The organism is Cellulomonas sp. P5_C5 (assembly GCF_054049655.1).
Genome location: NZ_JBFULY010000002.1, coordinates 251,735 through 268,335, shown reverse-complemented (window position 1 = coordinate 268,335; position 16,601 = coordinate 251,735). Strand labels below are relative to the sequence as shown.

Here is a 16,601-nt window from a genome sequence, read left to right as displayed (position 1 = left end):
GGTAGTCAGCGGCTCCCGGTCGCGCCGGCCATCGCCTGGCCGAACGCCGCGGAGTCGAACACCAGCGTCTCCGCGGCGATCCTGCCGTCGCGCACGACGAAGTGGTCGACGGTGAGCGGCAGCGCCTGACCCGCGGGACCGCGCAGCTCGTACATCACGAGCAGCTCGCCGCCGTCACCGAAGGCCGCGACCTGCCGCCACCCGCGCCCGATCCGCGCGGAGAACCGCGTGAGGAACGGGAGGAAGTCGTCGGCCGACGTGAACGACGCGCCGGCCCCCTCGAACCGGAAGTCGGGCGCCAGGTAGGTCGCGGCGGTGTCGAGGTCCCCGGACGTCCACGCGTCCTGGTAGGCGGTCACGATGTCGAGCACCTGCTGCGTCATGGCATCTCCTGAGTGGTCGAAGGTTCCCAGGTGTCGGGGCCGGGATCGTCCCCTGCTGCGCTGGTCGCGAGCCGGGGCAGGAAGTGCGTCCAGCCCTCCGCGTGGCCTGTTGCGCGGCTCGTCGGCAGACCGGTGTGGACCAGGTCGACCCGGGTTCCTGCGCCGACGGGGGTGAGCAGGAACTCGACGCGGCTCGCGGACGGCGGGAGGTCGGCGCTCCCCGCCATCCCCCAGGACACGACGACCCGGCGGGGCGGGTCCACCTCGACGTACTCCCCCCGCACCAGGGAGCCGCCGATGTCGACGGCGAACTCGCCGCCGACCACGGGGTCGAGCGACGCCCGGTGTCCCATCCACGTCACCATCCGCTCAGCGACCACGAGGTGCGCGAACACGACCTCCGGGGGCGCCTCGATGTGGATCGACGTCGCGTAGTCAGCCACGGGTCGCCGCCTCCGCCGCGCTCTTCAGGGCACGCAGGTGGGTGGGCCAGAAGTCGTCGAGGTAGTCACGCACGGCCGCCAGGCCGTCGGTCCGCACGACGTACAGGTGGCGCGTGCGGTCGCGCTGCTCGGTGACCAGACCGGAGTCCCGCAGCACCCGGAGGTGGTGCGACACCGCCTGCTGGGACATCTCGACCTGCGCGGCGATGTCGCCGACGGCGACCGGCTCGTCCCGCACGACGGTGAGGATCCGCCGACGGTTCGGGTCGGCCAGCGCCCGCAGCGCGGACCCAGCGGTATCCATGGAAACCTCCACAAGTGATTGCTTGTACAAGCGACGATAGTGGGAGTCGGGCTGCCGGGCAAGCGGCCCTGCGACATGCTGGACGGGACCCGACGAGAGGACGTGCATGCTGGCCAGCCTCATCCTGGGCGTCGTCCTGATGAACGTCCTGGCGCTCGCGCTCGTCGTCGCCCGCAGCCGGGTGTTCCACACGGCGCTGTACCGCCCGATGCTGCTGAACCTCGCGCTGTCGATCGCGCCGCTGCTCGTCCTCGTCGGCGGCCTTGCGATCGTGGTCCTCTCCCGGTTCGTCGTGCCCGGGCCGGTGGCCGGCGGCCTCCTGGTGCTCGTCGGGCTGGTGTGGCTGCTCTTGCTGCCCAACGCGGGGTACCTGATCACCGAGCTCAACCTCAGCCACCGTCGCGACGAGGACGGCGTGCCGATGTGGTTCGACGTGGTGCTCGTGATCTCGCTCGCGATGTCGGGCGTGCTGAACACCGTGCTCAACGTGTTCGCGGCGCAGCTCGTCTGGGTGGTCCTCGTGCACGGCGACGAGGCTGCGCCGCTGCAGAGCCTCGACGCCCGGCTGATCGTCGTCGCGATCCTGGTGCTCGTGTCGTTCGGGATGTACCTCGGCCGCTCGGTGCGCCTGAACAGCTGGGACGTCCGGCACCCGCGGTCGCTGGTCACCAAGGTCGTCGGCCACCTCCGCGGACCCGGCGCCGTCGGCAACGCGCTGGGCTTCACGTTCCTGCACGCCCTGTTCCTCGGGATCATCTACCTCGTGGTCGTCGGTCCTGTCGTCGCGGGACTGATCGCGCTGGAGCAGGCGCGATGACCGACGACGTCCTCCGGCTCGCCACGGACGCGCTCGGCGTCCCCGTGTCCGACCCGCAGCCGCCCGGCGGTTCCACCCCTTCAGCGGTGCTCCGCTGCCGCGTGCCGACAGGCACGGTCGTGGGGACGACGTACCCCGTCGGGCCGTACCGCGTGTTCGCCCGCGAGGTCCGCGGGAGCGGGCTCGACTAATGACTGGTCCGCACCTGGGAGACTGGGACGTCGTGAGCACGCCGTCCCCCTCCCCCGTCGACCCGCCCGGGTCCGGTGCGGGGCGACCCCCGAGGCGCCGGGGACGCGGCCGGCGCAAGCCGGCGAACGCGGAGCAGGCGGCGACCGCGGAGCAGCGCACGGAGCGGCCGGGACCGCCGACCGACCCGACCTCGGAGCAGCCGTCGTCCGATCAGCGCCCGTCGGACCAGCGACGCTCGAACCCGCGGTCGTCGGGCCAGCGCTCGTCGGGTCGACGTTCGTCGGGTCGCGACGATCCCGCCCGCGCCGCCGCCCGCCGCGCGCGTGCCGCGGAGATCCGCCAGGCGGTCGACCTCCCGCCGATCGTCTACCCGGAGCAGCTCCCCGTCAGCGCGCGCCGGTCGGAGATCAGCGACGCCCTGCGCGACCACCAGGTCGTCGTCGTCGCGGGCGAGACCGGTTCCGGCAAGACGACGCAGATCCCGAAGATCGCCCTCGAGCTGGGCCGGGGCCGCGCGGGACAGATCGGCCACACGCAGCCGCGCCGGATCGCCGCGCGCAGCGTCGCGGAGCGCATCAACGAGGAGCTCGTCGGTGACGCCCCCCTGGGCGGGATCGTCGGCTACCAGGTCCGGTTCACCGACGAGTCGAGCGAGTCGACGCTGGTCAAGGTGATGACCGACGGCATCCTGCTGGCGCAGATCCAGCGGGACCCGATGCTGTGGGCGTACGACACGCTGATCATCGACGAGGCCCACGAGCGGTCGCTCAACATCGACTTCATCCTCGGGTACCTGACGCGCCTGCTCCCCCAGCGCCCGGACCTCAAGGTCGTCATCACGTCGGCGACCATCGACTCCGACCGGTTCGCCCGGCACTTCGCCTCCGCAGATGGCGAACCTGCTCCGGTGGTCGAGGTCACGGGCCGCACCTACCCGGTGGAGATCCGCTACCGGCCGCTGTCGCCGGACGTCGAGGAGGGTGCGCCCGCGACGAAGAAGCGCGGGGCCGAGGACCGCGACCCGATGACGGCGATCTGCGAGGCGGTCGACGAGCTCTGCGCGGAGGGTCCCGGCGACATCCTCGTGTTCCTGTCGGGCGAGCGGGAGATCCGCGACGCGGAGGACGCGCTGCGCGGATCGCTCGGGCCGCGCGTCTCCGACCCCCGTACACCGGGCGCCGTCGAGCTCCTCCCCCTGTACAGCCGGCTGTCCGCCGCGGAGCAGCACCGGGTGTTCGAGCGGCACCAGAACCGGCGGGTGGTCCTGTCCACCAATGTCGCGGAGACGTCGCTGACCGTGCCGGGCATCCGCTACGTGATCGACCCGGGCACGGCCCGCATCTCGCGGTACTCGAAGGCCACCAAGGTCCAGCGGCTGCCCATCGAGCCCATCTCGCAGGCGTCCGCGAACCAGCGGTCGGGCCGGTGCGGCCGCGTCGCGGACGGCATCGCGATCCGGCTGTACTCGCAGGACGACTTCGACGCCCGACCGTTGTACACCGAGCCGGAGATCCTTCGTACATCGCTCGCGTCGGTGATCCTGCAGATGATCGCGGTGGGTGTGGCGACGACACCGGAGGACATCGGCGACTTCCCGTTCGTCGACCCGCCGGACACCCGCGCGGTCCGCGACGGCGTGCAGCTGCTCACCGAGCTGGGCGCGCTGGGCGACGGCCGGCTGACGGAGACGGGCCGCGCGCTCGCGCAGCTGCCGATGGACCCGCGGCTCGCGCGGATGATCGTCGAGGGCGGTCGCCGCTCGGTGGCTCGCGAGGTCATGATCATCGCCGCCGCCCTGTCCATCCAGGACCCGCGCGAGCGGCCGGTGGAGGAGCGCGAGAAGGCCGACCTCTCGCACTCGCGGTTCACCGATCCCACCTCTGACCTGCTCACCTACCTGAACCTGTGGCACTACCTGCGGGACCAGCAGCGGGACCTGTCGGGGTCGGCGTTCCGGCGCATGTGCCGGTCCGAGCACCTCAACTACCTGCGCATCCGCGAGTGGCAGGACGTGGTCACGCAGCTCCGCGAGCTGGCCAAGCCGCTGGGCATCGTGATGAACGCGCCGCGCACCGCGACGGACGACGACGGGCTCCAGCTCGAGTGGGACGGCGACCGCATCCACGTCGCGATCCTGGCCGGGCTGCTCTCCCAGATCGGCATGCAGGAGGCCACGGAGGTCGCCGCACCGTCACGCGGGAAGACCGGCAGGCCCGATCGTCGTGGACGCAACGAGTACCTCGGTGCCCGCGGTGCGCGGTTCGCGATCTTCCCGGGGTCGGGTCTGGCGCGGAAGCCCCCGGCCTGGGTCATGGCCGCCGAGCTCGTCGAGACCTCCCGGCTGTGGGGTCGCGACGCCGCACGGATCCAGCCCGAGTGGGCCGAGGAAGTGGGCGCTCACCTGGTCAAACGCACCTACTCGGAACCCGCCTGGTCCACCAAGCAGGGTGCCGCGACGGCGTTCGAGAAGGTGCTGCTGTACGGCGTGCCGATCGTGAACCAGCGCCGCGTCCTGTACGCCAAGGTCKACCCCGAGCACGCCCGCGAGCTGTTCGTCCGGCACGCGCTGGTGCAGGGCGAGTGGACGACCCACCACGCGTTCTTCCACGAGAACCGCCGGCTGCTGGCCGAGGCGGAGGGCCTGGAGGCGCGGGCCCGCCGTCGCGACCTGGTGGTCGACGACGACACGCTGTTCGCGTTCTACGACGAGCGGGTCCCCGACGACGTCGTGTCCAGCCGGCACTTCGACCAGTGGTGGAAGTCCGCGCGCCGCGAGCACCCCGACCTGCTGACGTTCACACGTGAGCTGCTGGTGGGCGAGGCGGGTGCGATCGACGAGTCGGCGTTCCCGTCGCGGTGGCCGCAGGGCGATCTACGCCTCCCGCTCACCTACCAGTTCGAGCCTGGTACAGAAGCGGACGGCGTGACTGTACATATCCCTCTCTCGACCCTCGCGCGCCTGACCCCCGACGGGTTCGGCTGGATGGTGCCCGGCCTGCGCGAGGAGCTGGTCACCGCCACCATCCGCTCCCTGCCCAAGCCGGTGCGCGTGCAGCTCGTCCCGGCACCCGACGTCGCCCGCGGCGTCGACGCCTGGATGAGCGAGCACACCGCCGACTGGGAGGACACGGTCCGCGCCGGCGACGCCGCTCCGTCGTTCCGCGAGGTCTTCCGTCGGGCCGTGCGCGAGCTGCGCGACGTGCACGTCCCCGAGGACGCGTTCGACGACGACCGCCTGCCGCCGCACCTGCGCATGACGTTCCGGGTGGTCGGCGACCGCGGGGGAGTGGTGGACGAGGGCAAGGACCTGCTCGTGCTGCAGCGCCGGCTCGCGGCCCAGACCCAGCAGGCCGTCGACGACGCCGTCCGGACCGCGGTGCGCGCGGCGATGGAGGAGGCCCGCAAGGCCGCGCCCACTGCGCCTGCTGCTCCGGTGGCCGCGGAGCCGCAACCTGCGCCCGCGGTCGACGTCGAACGCACCGGCCTGACCACCTGGCCCGCGGACCTCCCGGAGCTTCCCGAGGTCGTCGAGGTCGGTCGCGTCCGCGCGTACCCGTCGCTGGTCGAGGAGAAGCAGACGGTCGCCGTCCGCGCGCTGGCCGACGAGTCCGCCGTGCCCGAGGCGTCGCGACGCGGGCTGCGTCGGCTGCTGCTGCTCGACGTCGGCCTGGCGACAGGCCGCATCACGTCCCGCTGGACCGGGACGCAGGCGCTCACGCTCGCCGCCAGCCCGTACCCCAGCACGGACGCGCTGGTCAGGGACGTGCAGCTCGCCGCCATCGAGAGCCTCCTGCCCGGGCCGGCAGCGAGCGTGCGCACCGCCGAGGCCTACCGGGACCTCCGGAACCAGACGCGCGACCGCCTCGAGGACACCGTGTTCGCGGTCGTGACGGACCTGGTCGCAGTGCTCACCGCATGGCGTGAGCTCGACGCCGAGATCCGCGCCCGGTCCAGCCTCGCCCTGCTCGCCACCGCGCAGGACGTCCGCGCCCAGGCGGCCCGGCTGGTGCACGACGGCTTCGTCAGCGAGACCGGTGCCGAGCGCCTCCCGCACCTGGCCCGCTACCTGAAGGCCGCACGGCACCGGCTGGTGAAGGCCGCCGACAACCCCCAGCGCGACGCCGACCTGGCGTGGCAGGTGCGCGACGTCGAGGAGCTCTACGACGAGGTCGTCGCCAAGCACCCCGCGGACCCCGAGGTCAGGGCCGTGCGCTGGATGCTCGAGGAGCTGCGCGTCAGTCTGTTCGCCCAGCAGCTGGGCACCCCGGTCCCGGTCTCGACCACCCGCATCAAGAAGGCCCTCGCCACGACCTCACCCGGTCGCATCTAGCACAACGGGTGCCCGATATGTGACAGTCGACAGGACGACCGCCGACGGGGCACGGCGTGCCGTCAGTGCGTTGACGGGGGGCAGGGCATGCGCGAGCGTCTGGCCGCGCTGGTGAAGCAGGTGTGCGTCGCGGGCGACCGTCGGCAGGGTCTCGACGACGACCTCCGGAACCGGCTCGACGACGTCCTCGCCGTGCTGCGCGACGAGCACGCCGAGCCCGGGTCCGCCCACGACGACCCGCTCGCCGGGCTCGCGGACGTGTTCGGCCTGGACGAGCAGGACGCCGACCTCCTGACGATCGCCGCGGCCCCGGACCTGGATGCGAACCTCGCGCTCGCGTACGGGCTGCTGCGCGGTGGCCCGTCGCCGGCCCGGGCCACCGTCGGCCTCGCGCTGGAGCTCGCGTCGCTGCCGACGCTGTCCGGCGCCGGGCCGACCTATCTGGGGCCCACGGCCCTCACGCGTCGGCACGGCCTGCTCGAGGTCGCACCCGCGCCCGCGCTGTGGCTCAGCCGGGAGCTCTGGGTGCCGGACCGGGTCCTCGCGCACCTGGTCGGCGTCGACGAGCCCGACCCGCTGCTCACGCCGGCCCTCGTGCTGCCGGTGCCGGTGGACCGCCTCGACGTCGACGGTCTTCTCGCGGCGGCCGTCACGGCGGGCGAGCCGCTGGTCTGGATCCGCTCGCCGCTCGGGTCCGGCGGGCTGTCGCTCGCGGCGGCGGCCCTGTCGGCGGCCGGGATCGGGTGTCTCGCCCTCGACCTGGCTCGGGTGGCACCTGGCACCGACCTCGGGCACCTGCTGGCAGTGACGACGCGGGAGGCCGCGCTGCAGGGCGCCGGGCTGGTGCTCGTGCACGCCGAACGGCTCGCGGAGGACGATCCCGCCACCCTGTTCACCGCTCTGGCCGAGTCGGTCGTGCCGGTCCTCGCCGTGGGCGACCGGCCCTGGCAGCCGATCTGGCTGGCGTACCACCCGCTCGTGCTCGAAGCCCCCGCGGTGACCACCGAGGACCGCGCGCTGGTGTGGGACCAGGAGCTCGGCGCCGGGATCGCCGACCACCGGCTGGCCACGTTCCGGCTCGCCCCCGAGGTCATCGCCGACGCCGCCCGGTACGCCACGACGCTCGCCGACGTCACCGGCACGGCGATCTCCGCGGACTCCGCGCGGGCGGCGGCCCGGCGCGTGGGGGGCTCGATCACCTCCGGCCCCGCGCTGGTGCCCACCCGCCCGCCGACCTTCGCCGACCTGGTGCTGCCCGACCACGTGTCCCGCCCGCTGCACCGGTTCGTGTCGTGGGCCGCGCACCGCGACGAGGTCCTCGCGGACGGTCGGCTGGTCGACGTCGGCGGGAAGGGGACCGGGATCGCCGCGCTGTTCAGCGGGAGCCCCGGCACCGGCAAGACGCTCGCCGCGCACGTGGTCGCCGCCGAGCTGGGCCTCGACCTGTTCCGGGTGGACCTGGCCTCGATCGTCGACAAGTACATCGGGGAGACGGAGAAGAACCTCGAGCGCGTCTTCCACGAGGCGGAGAGCCTCAACGTGCTGCTCTTCTTCGACGAGGCGGACGCGCTGTTCGGCAAGCGGTCGGACGTGAAGGACGCGCACGACAGGTACGCCAACCAGGAGGTCGCGTACCTGCTGCAGCGGATGGAGAGCTTCGACGGGGTCACCGTCCTGGCCACCAACCTGCGCGGCAACCTCGACCCCGCGTTCAGCCGGCGGATGAGCTTCATCGTGCACTTCCCCGATCCCGACGTGCCCACCCGGCAGCGCCTCTGGGAGCGGCACCTGGCCCGCGTCACCACCGACCCGGCGGACCCCGTGCAGGTGGCGCACCTGGCGCAGGAGGTCGAGCTCGCGGGCGGCGACATCCGCAACATCGTGCTCGCCGCCGCGTACGACGCCGTGGCCGCCGGAGAGCTGGTCGGCATGCGTCACGTCCTCGCGGCGACCGTCGCCGAGCACCACAAGCTCGGTCGTCGCGTCCCGGAGCACGCGTTCTCACCCGCGGTCGCGGGCAGCCGATGGGTCGCGCAGTGACACGGACAAGGAAGGAGGCCTGCCATGTCTGCTCGACATGACCGGACCACGCTCGAGGAAGCACCGGAGCGGGCGGGCAGCCGGGTCGTCCCGAGGGTGCACGCCGACGACGTCGCTCCCGTGCCCGTGCCGGGCCTGGCGACGGGCGTCCGGCGCCGGGCCGTCGGCGAGGACCCGCTCGGCGGCACCACCGTCGCGCCCGAGGTCGGCACGGCCCTGCGACGCCGGCAGGGCGGGGGCCGGCCGCTGGAGCCGGAGCACGCCGAGCGCATGGGCGCCGCGATGGGCGCCGACCTCGGCGGGGTGCGGATCCACGACGACGGCGAGGCGGACACGATCGCGCGCTCCGTGCAGGCGACCGCGTTCACCGCCGGCTCGGACGTGTACTTCACACGCGGCACCTATGCGCCCGGCACGTCCGGCGGCGACCGCCTCCTGGCGCACGAGCTCGCCCACGTCGTCCAGGGCAGCAGCGGGGGCGGCACCGCGCAGGGTCCCGTCATCGGCGCCGCCGACGACCCCGCCGAGGCAGCCGCCGACGCGATGGCCGACAGCGCCGTGAGCCGGCTCCAGCGCCAGACCGCCCGCGTCGCGGGGACCACGACGTCCGTCGAGCCGGCAGGACCGGCCGAGTCGCTCGCGCCGCTGCGCCGGCAGGCCGAGCGCGCCGGGACGGTCCGCCGGTGGAACCCGTTCAAGGCGCTGCTCGGCGGCAAGAAGAAGAAGACCAAGAAGCTCGCCACCACGACGCCCGTGCCGTCCCCGGTGACCGCGAAGGTCACGACGCCGGTCGAGCCGAAGGTGCCGGTCCCGTCCATCACGACGATCCCGAAGCCCGTCACGACCCCGGTCACCACCCCGGTCACGACGGCCGTCACCACCCCGGTCTCGACGCCCGTCACGACGCCGGACACGACACCGACCGTGCCGGACCCGGTCGCGACCACGGTCGAGGCGCCCGAGGACTCCGCACCCGAGGTGACCGCCCCGGTCGTCGACCCCACGACCGTCGTCGTCGACCCTACGAAGGTCGAGGACGCCGCACCCACGACGGGGGACGCACCCACGACCGAGGCGGTCGCACCGACGGGAACGACACCGACGACAGACGTGGTCGCGCCGACGACAGACGTGGTCGCGCCGACGACGGGTGTGGTCGCGCCGACGACCGGGGCCGTGGTCGCCACGCCGGACGTGGTGACGCCACCGGTGGCGAAGCCCGCCAAGGAACGCTTCGAGGCAGCCTGCGACCCGCAGACCGCCCCCGCGAACAAGGGCGTCGCCAAGACCCGGATGGACGCCCTGCGCGTCATCATCAACGGGTTCAGCGGCGCGGAGAAGCAGGCGATCTCGACCGACCCGGAGGCGATGGCCAAGGGCCGGACGCACCTGGGAGACCTGTACTACATGTCGCTGCTGGCCGCGGTCGACACCAACGTGAAGAAGACGGACAAGGTCGACGCGTCGAAGAAGACGAAGCACCACCTGACCGGCGCCGAGGCCGACGAGTTCATCCGGACGAACATCGAGGACTACCCGCACCTCAAGCCGTTCGTCGAGGCGGCGGTGGGTGCGGGCAAGAAGGGCGAGGGCTACGTCGCGAGCATCTCGCCGGAGGACTGGGCCATCGTGTACGGCGTCGAGTTCCCGACGGACTCCGAGGCGGAGCAGAAGTCGACGAACGCGTACGCGTCGACCAAGAACGCGGACGGTCCCGCGATCCTGCACGCGGACCGCGGCACCCCGAGCACGGCGATCCACGAGAGCATGCACCGCTACGCACCGGACGACGTCCTGGACACGTTCGGCTTCGACCTCAACGAGGGCATCACCGAGTACTTCACGCGCATCCTGACCGACCAGAACGCGGCACCGGCCAAGAACGGTGGGCCCGAGCGGACCAACTACCCCAGCCAGGTGGCGTTCGTGCGCGCCATGATCTACATCCTCGGCGGGTCGAAGCCCGACCAGGAGAAGGTGCTCGCGCAGATCTACTTCGAGGGCAAGCTCACCCTGCTGGAGACCAAGTTCAAGGCCGCGCACCTGGCCAAGACGAGCACGATGACCGAGGCGGAGCTGGGGACGGCCTGGGCGTCGTTCAAGGGCCACGTCAAGAAGGGCGACTGGTCCAAGGCCAAGGCGAAGCTGCCCGCCACGTGACCCCGACGACCGAGGAGACCGCATGACCGGCATCGCCGAGGAGCGCGACCGCATCCTGGCGCTCCTGAGCCTGACCGACGACCCGGCCGTCCGGGACACCGACGCGGTCCCGACCGCCGAGGACGTCGGTGCGGCCGACGCGCTGGGCCTCGACTGGCCCGACGGGGAGGCGCACGTGTCGGTCTACCTGTTCGGCGACTACGCCGACGCGGCCGCGGCCCAGGAGCGGCTGCGGGGCTACGGCGCGCAGACGGGCCTGACCGTCGAGACCGCGGTCAACGGCGACCTGCTGCTGTGGGCCGTGGCCCCCGGTGGGGACGACGACGCGGTGGGGCGGATCGACGGCCTCGCCGGCTCGTTCTCCGGCCGGGAGTGACACGACGGGGCCGCGCGGTCGTCCGCGCGGCCCCGTCGGTTCCCTGCGTGCTCAGGCGCGACGTCGGAACAGCCGCGCCGCCACCACCCGGGCCACGACGAAGATCCCGAGGCACCACACGACCGCCCCGACCCACGTGTCCCCGACGGGGGTGCCGAGGAGGAGCCCACGGAGCGTGTCGGTGACCGGGGTGATCGGGTTGTACGTCGCGATGGTCTCCAGCACGGACGGCATCGACTCCGGCGGCACGAACGCGCTGGACACGTACGGCAGGAACAGGATGGCGAACGTGAACCCGCTGGCCGCCTCCGGCCCGGACGCGACGGTCCCGATCGCGACGGCCACCCACGTCAGCGCGAGGACGAACAGCGCGATCAGGCCGATCGCGCCCAGCCACTCCACGGGCGACGCGGCGGCGTCGAACCCGATGAGGATGGCGATGCCGAACACCAGCGCGGTGGAGACGGCGTTGCGGGCCATGCTGGCGACGACGTGCCCGGTGAGCACCCCGGTGGGGCGGATGGGCAGGGACCGGAACCGGTCGATGATGCCGCCGGTCATGTCGCTGGCCACGTCGACCGCGGTGGTGGCCGAGCCGTAGCCCGCGGTCAGCAGGACGATGCCGGGCACCACCCAGTTGACGTAGTCGCCGCCGGTCTGGATGGCACCGCCGAAGACGTAGACGAACAGCAGGAGCAGCACCACCGGCAGGATCACCGCCATCAGGACGGTGTCGAGCTGCCGCAGCGAGCGCCGCAGGCACCGCTCGATGAGGGCTCCGGTGTCGTGGGCGGTCCAGCCGAGCGCTGGGGGCGTGGTGGTGAGCGTGGTCATCAGGACTCCCGGGAGGTGACGAGTTCGGGGGCGGCCTCGGTGGCGTGGCCGGTCAGGGTCAGGAAGACGTCGTCGAGCGTGGGGGAGCGGACCTCCCACGTGTCGACGTCGACGCCGCGGCGCTCGATGTCGGCGAGGATCCGCCGCACGTCCGGCACCGAGCCGTCGGTGGTGATGCGCTCGTCGGTGCCGTCCTTGAGGCGGAGCTCCACGTGGGCGGAGCCGACCGCTCTCTTGAGCTCGCGGGCCGTGCCGTTGGCGATGACCCGTCCGTGGTGGATGACCGCGACGCGGTCGGCCAGCTGGTCGGCCTCCTCGAGGTACTGCGTGGTGAGCAGCACCGTGGTGCCCGCGGCGACGACCGAGCGGATGACGTCCCACAGGTCGTTGCGGCTGCGGGGGTCGAGCCCCGTCGTCGGCTCGTCGAGGAACACCACCTGCGGACGGGACAGCAGCCCCACCGCGAGGTCGAGCCGCCGCCGCATGCCGCCGGAGTAGGTCTTGACCACGCGTCGGCCGGCGTCGGTCAGGTCGAAGAGCTCGAGCAGCTCGGCGCTGCGGGTGCGGACCTCGGCACGCCCCAGGTGGGCCAGCCGCGCCATGAGGTGCAGGTTCTCGACGCCGGTGAGGAGGTCGTCGACGGCCGCGAACTGCCCGGTGAGGCTGATGGCGGCGCGCACGTCCGCCGCCTGGCGCACGACGTCCTTGCCCGCCACGTGCGCGGTGCCGCCGTCGGGCCGCAGGAGCGTCGACAGGATGCGCACGGTCGTGGTCTTCCCGGCGCCGTTGGGTCCGAGCAGGGCGAGCACCTCGCCCGCGCCGACCTCGAGGTCGACGCCGTCGAGCACGGTCAGGTCGCCGTAGGACTTGCGCAGTCCCTGGGCGACGACGACGGGTGCAGTCATCGCGGTCTCCTTCTGTGTATGACGTAAACTGTGTGTGTACTTCATACACACTTATAGGATCACGGGTCAAGGAGGTGCCGTGGACGACGACGAGGCACGAGAGACAGAGCTCGCTCGGCGCGAGGCCGAGGAGGCCCGCCGCGAGGCAGAGCTGCTGCGACGCRACCGGGAGAAGGCCGAGCGCGCCGAGGCCAAGGAGGCCGAGCGTCGCCGCCGCGACCTCGAGAAGGCCGACCGGGACGCGGCCAAGGAGGTCGAGCGCCGCGAGCGCGACCGCCTGCGCGCCGAGCAGGACGCGGCCAAGGAGGTGGAGCGGCAGCGCAAGGAGCAGGAGCGCGCCGCCCAGCAGGCCGTCCGCGAGGCCGCCCGCCAGCTCCGCGAGGCCGAGAAGGCCCAGCGCGCCGCCGCACTCGCCCAGCAGCAGGCCGCCCGCGAGGCGGAGAAGGCGCGTCGGCACGCCGTCCGCGTCGCCGGCACGGGCACCGTCCCGGCGGACCTCCCGCCCGGGATCGCGGTGCTCTGGCGCACCCCGGACCCCGGCCGTCCTGGACCCCGACCGGGCCTCACGCTCGAGCAGATCGCCGACGCGGGCATCGCCCTCGCCGACGCGGAGGGCATCGAGACCGTGTCGATGGCGCGGCTCGCCGAGTCTCTCGGGTTCACCACGATGTCGCTCTACCGCTACGTCTCGTCCAAGGACGAGGTGCTCAGCCTCATGTCCGACCGCGCGACCGGGCGGCCCCCCGTCGTCGGGCCCGAGGTCGGCGGCTGGCGCGAACGGCTCGAGCTGGTCCTCGCGGTCCAGCAACCGATCCTGCACGCGCACCCCTGGCTCGCCCGCACGTCCCAGGTGCTGCACGCGGTGGGCCCGGGACGGCTCGCCTGGATGGAGGCGATGCTCTCCGCGCTGGACGGCACCCCGCTGTCCGAGCACCAGAAGGTGGGCGCGATCGGGCTGCTCGCCTCGCACACGCTGGACCGGCTGCGGGTCTCCGAGGAGCTGACCGGCGCCGGGCGGACCGCGGCCGTCGGCACCACGGCGGACGGCGCCCCGGCGCCCGACCTCGGCGCGCTCATCACCACGCTCGCCTCGCCGGACGAGCACCCGGCCTTGCGACGGGCCGCCGCCGGTGGCGCGTTCTCCTACCCGGACGACGCCCCCGTGGACGACGACCTGGACTTCGGGACCGTGCTCATCCTCGACGGGATCGAGCAGCTCATCGCGCACGCATCCTGAGCCGCCCACAGCCCACGACGGTCGCGCCTCCCCCACAGCCGCGTCCGCCGTGTCGGTGCTGCGCGGCAGACTCGGCGCATGACCTCGCTCGACGTCCCGCGCACCGGTCGCTGCTTCGGCGACGGCAACCCCGTGTACGAGCAGTACCACGACGAGGAGTGGGGCCGGCCGGTCCACGGGGAGAACGCCCTGTACGAGCGGTTCGCGCTCGAGGCGTTCCAGTCCGGGCTCGCCTGGATCACCATCCTGCGCAAGCGGCCCGCGTTCCGCGCGGCGTTCGCGGACTTCGACCCCGAGGTCGTCGCCGCGTTCGACGACGACGACGTCGCGCGCCTCCTGGCGGACGCCGGCATCGTGCGGAACCGCGCCAAGGTCGAGGCGACGATCGCCAACGGTCGCGCCCTGCGGGAGCTGCACGCGTCGGGTCGCACGCTCGACCAGGTGCTCTGGTCCCACGCTCCCGCCCCGTCCTCGCGGGCGCGTCCGGACTCCTGGGCGGACGTGCCCGCGCAGACACCGGAGAGCCGCGCGCTCGCCAAGGAGCTCAAGCTGCTGGGCTTCCGGTTCGTCGGCCCCGTCACCGCGTACGCCGCGATGCAGGCCTGCGGGGTCGTCGACGACCACCTGGCGACGTGCCCCGTGGTCAGCGGGGGAGTGGGGACGGTCGCTCCGGAGGAGGGGTCGGCGTGACCTGAACGCCCGCCCGGCGCCCGGCTGCCGCACGCCAGCACGATCCATCGGCTCGACCGCGGTCGGCTCAGGAGCCGGCTCGACGGCCGACGGCTCGGGCCCGGAGCGCCCCGGGTGAATCGTTAGTCCCGCCGGGTGATGCTGCCGTAGGGCTCTCGGCAGCGCCCGCGGTCCGGGACTACAGTGCCGGGCATGATGGACAAGCCCGACCCCGACGTTCGGCGTGATGCCGCGCGCGTGGCGGCCGAGGCCCTGGCGGACAACGTCGTCCCCGATGCTGAGATTCTCGAGGCGGTGCAGGACGGGCTCTTGTCCGTCCCCGCCGGCTCGCCGAACTCCTGGTTCGACGTCCCGTCACAGCGCAGCCGCATGCACACGAGCACCCTCGCCCCTCGCCGTCCGCACTGACGACGGCGCGCTGGCGCCCGCGCGTGCGGGCCACCTCGCTGCGCGCTGACTCATGCTCGGCGGAACCCACCGTGCCGGGTTGAATGGCACGTGCGGGTTGAAAGGCGCGGGCGGTTGACCTGCACGCACGGTTGACGTGCACGTGCGATTGACGTGCACGACCGATTGCGGCGCGTACGGGTGCGGCGCGTACGGGAGCGCCGACACACCACGGACGTTGCCGTCTCATCCATCGAGCACCGTTGCCCAGCATGTGATCTGCGGTCTACCATCACGCCTACCATCCAGAGCGGCCGAGAGACCTGGCTCCACGACGCCGCAGCAACCCCCCTCCTCGCGAGGGTGTGGGTGCTTCCGCCAGGGACGATGGAGTGAGCAATGTCCCGCAGGTCATGTGTCCCCGCACCGCACCGGTGCCTGACGACCCGGTCGGTCGCGCCATGAGCGCCGCCGCCGTGGAGCCGCGCACCCCCGGCCTGCACGCGTCGACCAGCCGGCGCGCGGTCGCGGCCAACGACCGGCCGACCATCTCCTTCGAGCTCTTCCCGCCGCGCAACCCCGACGCGGCCCCCCGCCTGTGGGCCACGATCCAGCAGCTCGAGACCGTCAAGCCGGACTTCGTCTCGGTCACGTACGGCGCGTCGGGCAAGACCCGCGTGACCACGCGCGCGCTCGTCCGTCGGCTGCTGCGCGAGACGTCGCTGAACCCGATCGCGCATCTCACCTGCGTCGGGACGTCCCGCGACGAGATCACCACCATCGTCGGCGAGTTCCTCGACGAGGGGCTGCGGTCGTTCCTCGCCCTGCGGGGCGACCCGCCCACGGACCAGAGCAACTGGGAGGCCCACCCCGACGGGCTGCAGACCGCGGGCGAGCTGGTCGAGCTGCTGCGCGAGATCGAGGCGCAGCGGTGTGCGGACAGCCCGTCGCAGGCGGTCCGGGCCCGGGTGCGTCCGCTGTCGGTGGCGGTCGCGGCGTTCCCGCGCGGCAACCACGCCACGGGTGGCACGCGCGCGCAGGACGTCGCCTCCCTGCTGGCCAAGCAGGAGGCCGGCGCCGACTTCGCGATCACGCAGGTCTTCTACGACGCCGAGGACTATCTCGGTATCGTGGCGGAGGCCCGGGAGGCCGGCGTGATCATCCCGATCATCCCGGGCATCATCCCGACCACCGACCCGGCCCGGCTGCTGCGCATGCAGGAGCTGACCGGCGTCCCCGTGCCGCAGGACCTGCTCGACCTGCTCGGATCCGCCGACGACGAGCTCGACCGCCATCGCCGGGGCATCCGCGCGAGCGTCGACCTGGTCAACGGCGTCCTGGACGGCGGGGCACCCGGCGTCCACCTGTACACGTACAACCAGCACCATGCCGCACTTGACCTGCTCGAGGGTGCACACCTCGACGGCGGAGCTCGGACAGCTCCCGACCTGGCCAGCTGGCCGCAGGACACGGCCCCCGCCCGATCCACGAGGGACTGAACCA

The 16,601-nt window shown here is 72.9% G+C and carries 15 protein-coding genes and 1 riboswitch; of the genes, 10 read left to right on the top strand and 5 right to left on the bottom strand.

What is annotated here, in order from left to right:
* Positions 1–5 precede the first annotated feature (5 nt).
* From ACXJKF_RS03070 to ACXJKF_RS03060, 3 genes are read right to left on the bottom strand one after another with little or no spacing between them, the layout of a single operon-like run.
* Positions 6–383, bottom strand: a complete 378-nt coding sequence (locus ACXJKF_RS03070; protein ID WP_456786267.1) for a nuclear transport factor 2 family protein — start codon at positions 381–383, stop codon at positions 6–8.
* Positions 380–826, bottom strand: coding sequence for an SRPBCC family protein (locus tag ACXJKF_RS03065; RefSeq protein ID WP_456786266.1), 447 nt, complete (start codon positions 824–826; stop codon positions 380–382). Before ACXJKF_RS03065 ends, ACXJKF_RS03070 begins: the two co-directional genes overlap by 4 nt.
* The gene (locus ACXJKF_RS03060) at positions 819–1,130 is read right to left on the bottom strand and encodes an ArsR/SmtB family transcription factor (protein ID WP_456786265.1); all 312 of its coding nucleotides are present in this window, start codon (positions 1,128–1,130) and stop codon (positions 819–821) included. The genes ACXJKF_RS03065 and ACXJKF_RS03060 overlap by 8 nt, the downstream gene beginning before the upstream one ends.
* A 106-nt stretch (positions 1,131–1,236) precedes the next feature.
* On the opposite strand from ACXJKF_RS03060, the gene ACXJKF_RS03055 reads away from it, so the two are divergent.
* From ACXJKF_RS03055 to ACXJKF_RS03030, 6 genes are all read left to right on the top strand, one after another.
* Entirely contained in the window at positions 1,237–1,947 is a 711-nt protein-coding gene (locus ACXJKF_RS03055; protein WP_456786264.1) for a DUF1361 domain-containing protein, read from the top strand.
* On the top strand, positions 1,944–2,138 hold the full coding sequence (locus tag ACXJKF_RS03050) for a hypothetical protein (protein ID WP_456786263.1): 195 nt from the start codon (positions 1,944–1,946) through the stop codon (positions 2,136–2,138). The genes ACXJKF_RS03055 and ACXJKF_RS03050 overlap by 4 nt, the downstream gene beginning before the upstream one ends.
* A gap of 32 nt (positions 2,139–2,170) precedes the next feature.
* Complete coding sequence (gene hrpA, locus ACXJKF_RS03045) at positions 2,171–6,469, top strand: ATP-dependent RNA helicase HrpA (protein WP_456786262.1); 4,299 nt, start codon at positions 2,171–2,173, stop codon at positions 6,467–6,469.
* Positions 6,470–6,556: 87 nt separating this feature from the next.
* Positions 6,557–8,509, top strand: coding sequence for an ATP-binding protein (locus ACXJKF_RS03040; RefSeq protein WP_456786261.1), 1,953 nt, complete (start codon positions 6,557–6,559; stop codon positions 8,507–8,509).
* 24 nt (positions 8,510–8,533) lie between these two features.
* Positions 8,534–10,669, top strand: coding sequence for an eCIS core domain-containing protein (locus tag ACXJKF_RS03035; RefSeq protein WP_456786260.1), 2,136 nt, complete (start codon positions 8,534–8,536; stop codon positions 10,667–10,669).
* 22 nt (positions 10,670–10,691) lie between these two features.
* Positions 10,692–11,045 carry a hypothetical protein gene (locus tag ACXJKF_RS03030; protein WP_456786259.1) on the top strand — a complete coding sequence of 118 codons (354 nt, stop codon included), beginning with the start codon at positions 10,692–10,694 and terminating at the stop codon, positions 11,043–11,045.
* Between the two features lie 51 nt (positions 11,046–11,096).
* Here the strand turns inward: ACXJKF_RS03030 and ACXJKF_RS03025 are convergent, their stop codons facing one another.
* Both ACXJKF_RS03025 and ACXJKF_RS03020 read right to left on the bottom strand, forming a co-directional pair.
* Positions 11,097–11,879: an ABC transporter permease gene (locus ACXJKF_RS03025; protein ID WP_456786258.1), complete on the bottom strand. Its 783-nt coding sequence runs from the start codon at positions 11,877–11,879 to the stop codon at positions 11,097–11,099.
* Positions 11,879–12,784 carry an ATP-binding cassette domain-containing protein gene (locus ACXJKF_RS03020; protein WP_456786257.1) on the bottom strand — a complete coding sequence of 302 codons (906 nt, stop codon included), beginning with the start codon at positions 12,782–12,784 and terminating at the stop codon, positions 11,879–11,881. The genes ACXJKF_RS03025 and ACXJKF_RS03020 overlap by 1 nt, the downstream gene beginning before the upstream one ends.
* 79 nt (positions 12,785–12,863) lie before the next feature.
* Between ACXJKF_RS03020 and ACXJKF_RS03015 the strand changes: the two genes are divergently transcribed.
* The 4 genes from ACXJKF_RS03015 to ACXJKF_RS03000 all read left to right on the top strand — a co-directional run bounded on the left by ACXJKF_RS03015 (position 12,864) and on the right by ACXJKF_RS03000 (position 16,597).
* The gene (locus tag ACXJKF_RS03015) at positions 12,864–14,021 is read left to right on the top strand and encodes a TetR/AcrR family transcriptional regulator C-terminal domain-containing protein (RefSeq protein WP_456786256.1); all 1,158 of its coding nucleotides are present in this window, start codon (positions 12,864–12,866) and stop codon (positions 14,019–14,021) included.
* Positions 14,022–14,099: 78 nt separating this feature from the next.
* The gene (locus ACXJKF_RS03010; RefSeq protein WP_456786255.1) at positions 14,100–14,711 is read left to right on the top strand and encodes a DNA-3-methyladenine glycosylase I; all 612 of its coding nucleotides are present in this window, start codon (positions 14,100–14,102) and stop codon (positions 14,709–14,711) included.
* A 192-nt stretch (positions 14,712–14,903) separates the two neighbouring features.
* Entirely contained in the window at positions 14,904–15,119 is a 216-nt protein-coding gene (locus ACXJKF_RS03005) for a hypothetical protein (RefSeq protein ID WP_456786254.1), read from the top strand.
* A 277-nt stretch (positions 15,120–15,396) separates the two neighbouring features.
* Positions 15,397–15,492, top strand: a riboswitch (SAM riboswitch).
* Between the two features lie 67 nt (positions 15,493–15,559).
* Positions 15,560–16,597 carry a methylenetetrahydrofolate reductase gene (locus tag ACXJKF_RS03000; protein WP_456786253.1) on the top strand — a complete coding sequence of 346 codons (1,038 nt, stop codon included), beginning with the start codon at positions 15,560–15,562 and terminating at the stop codon, positions 16,595–16,597.
* The last annotated feature ends 4 nt before the right edge of the window (positions 16,598–16,601 follow it).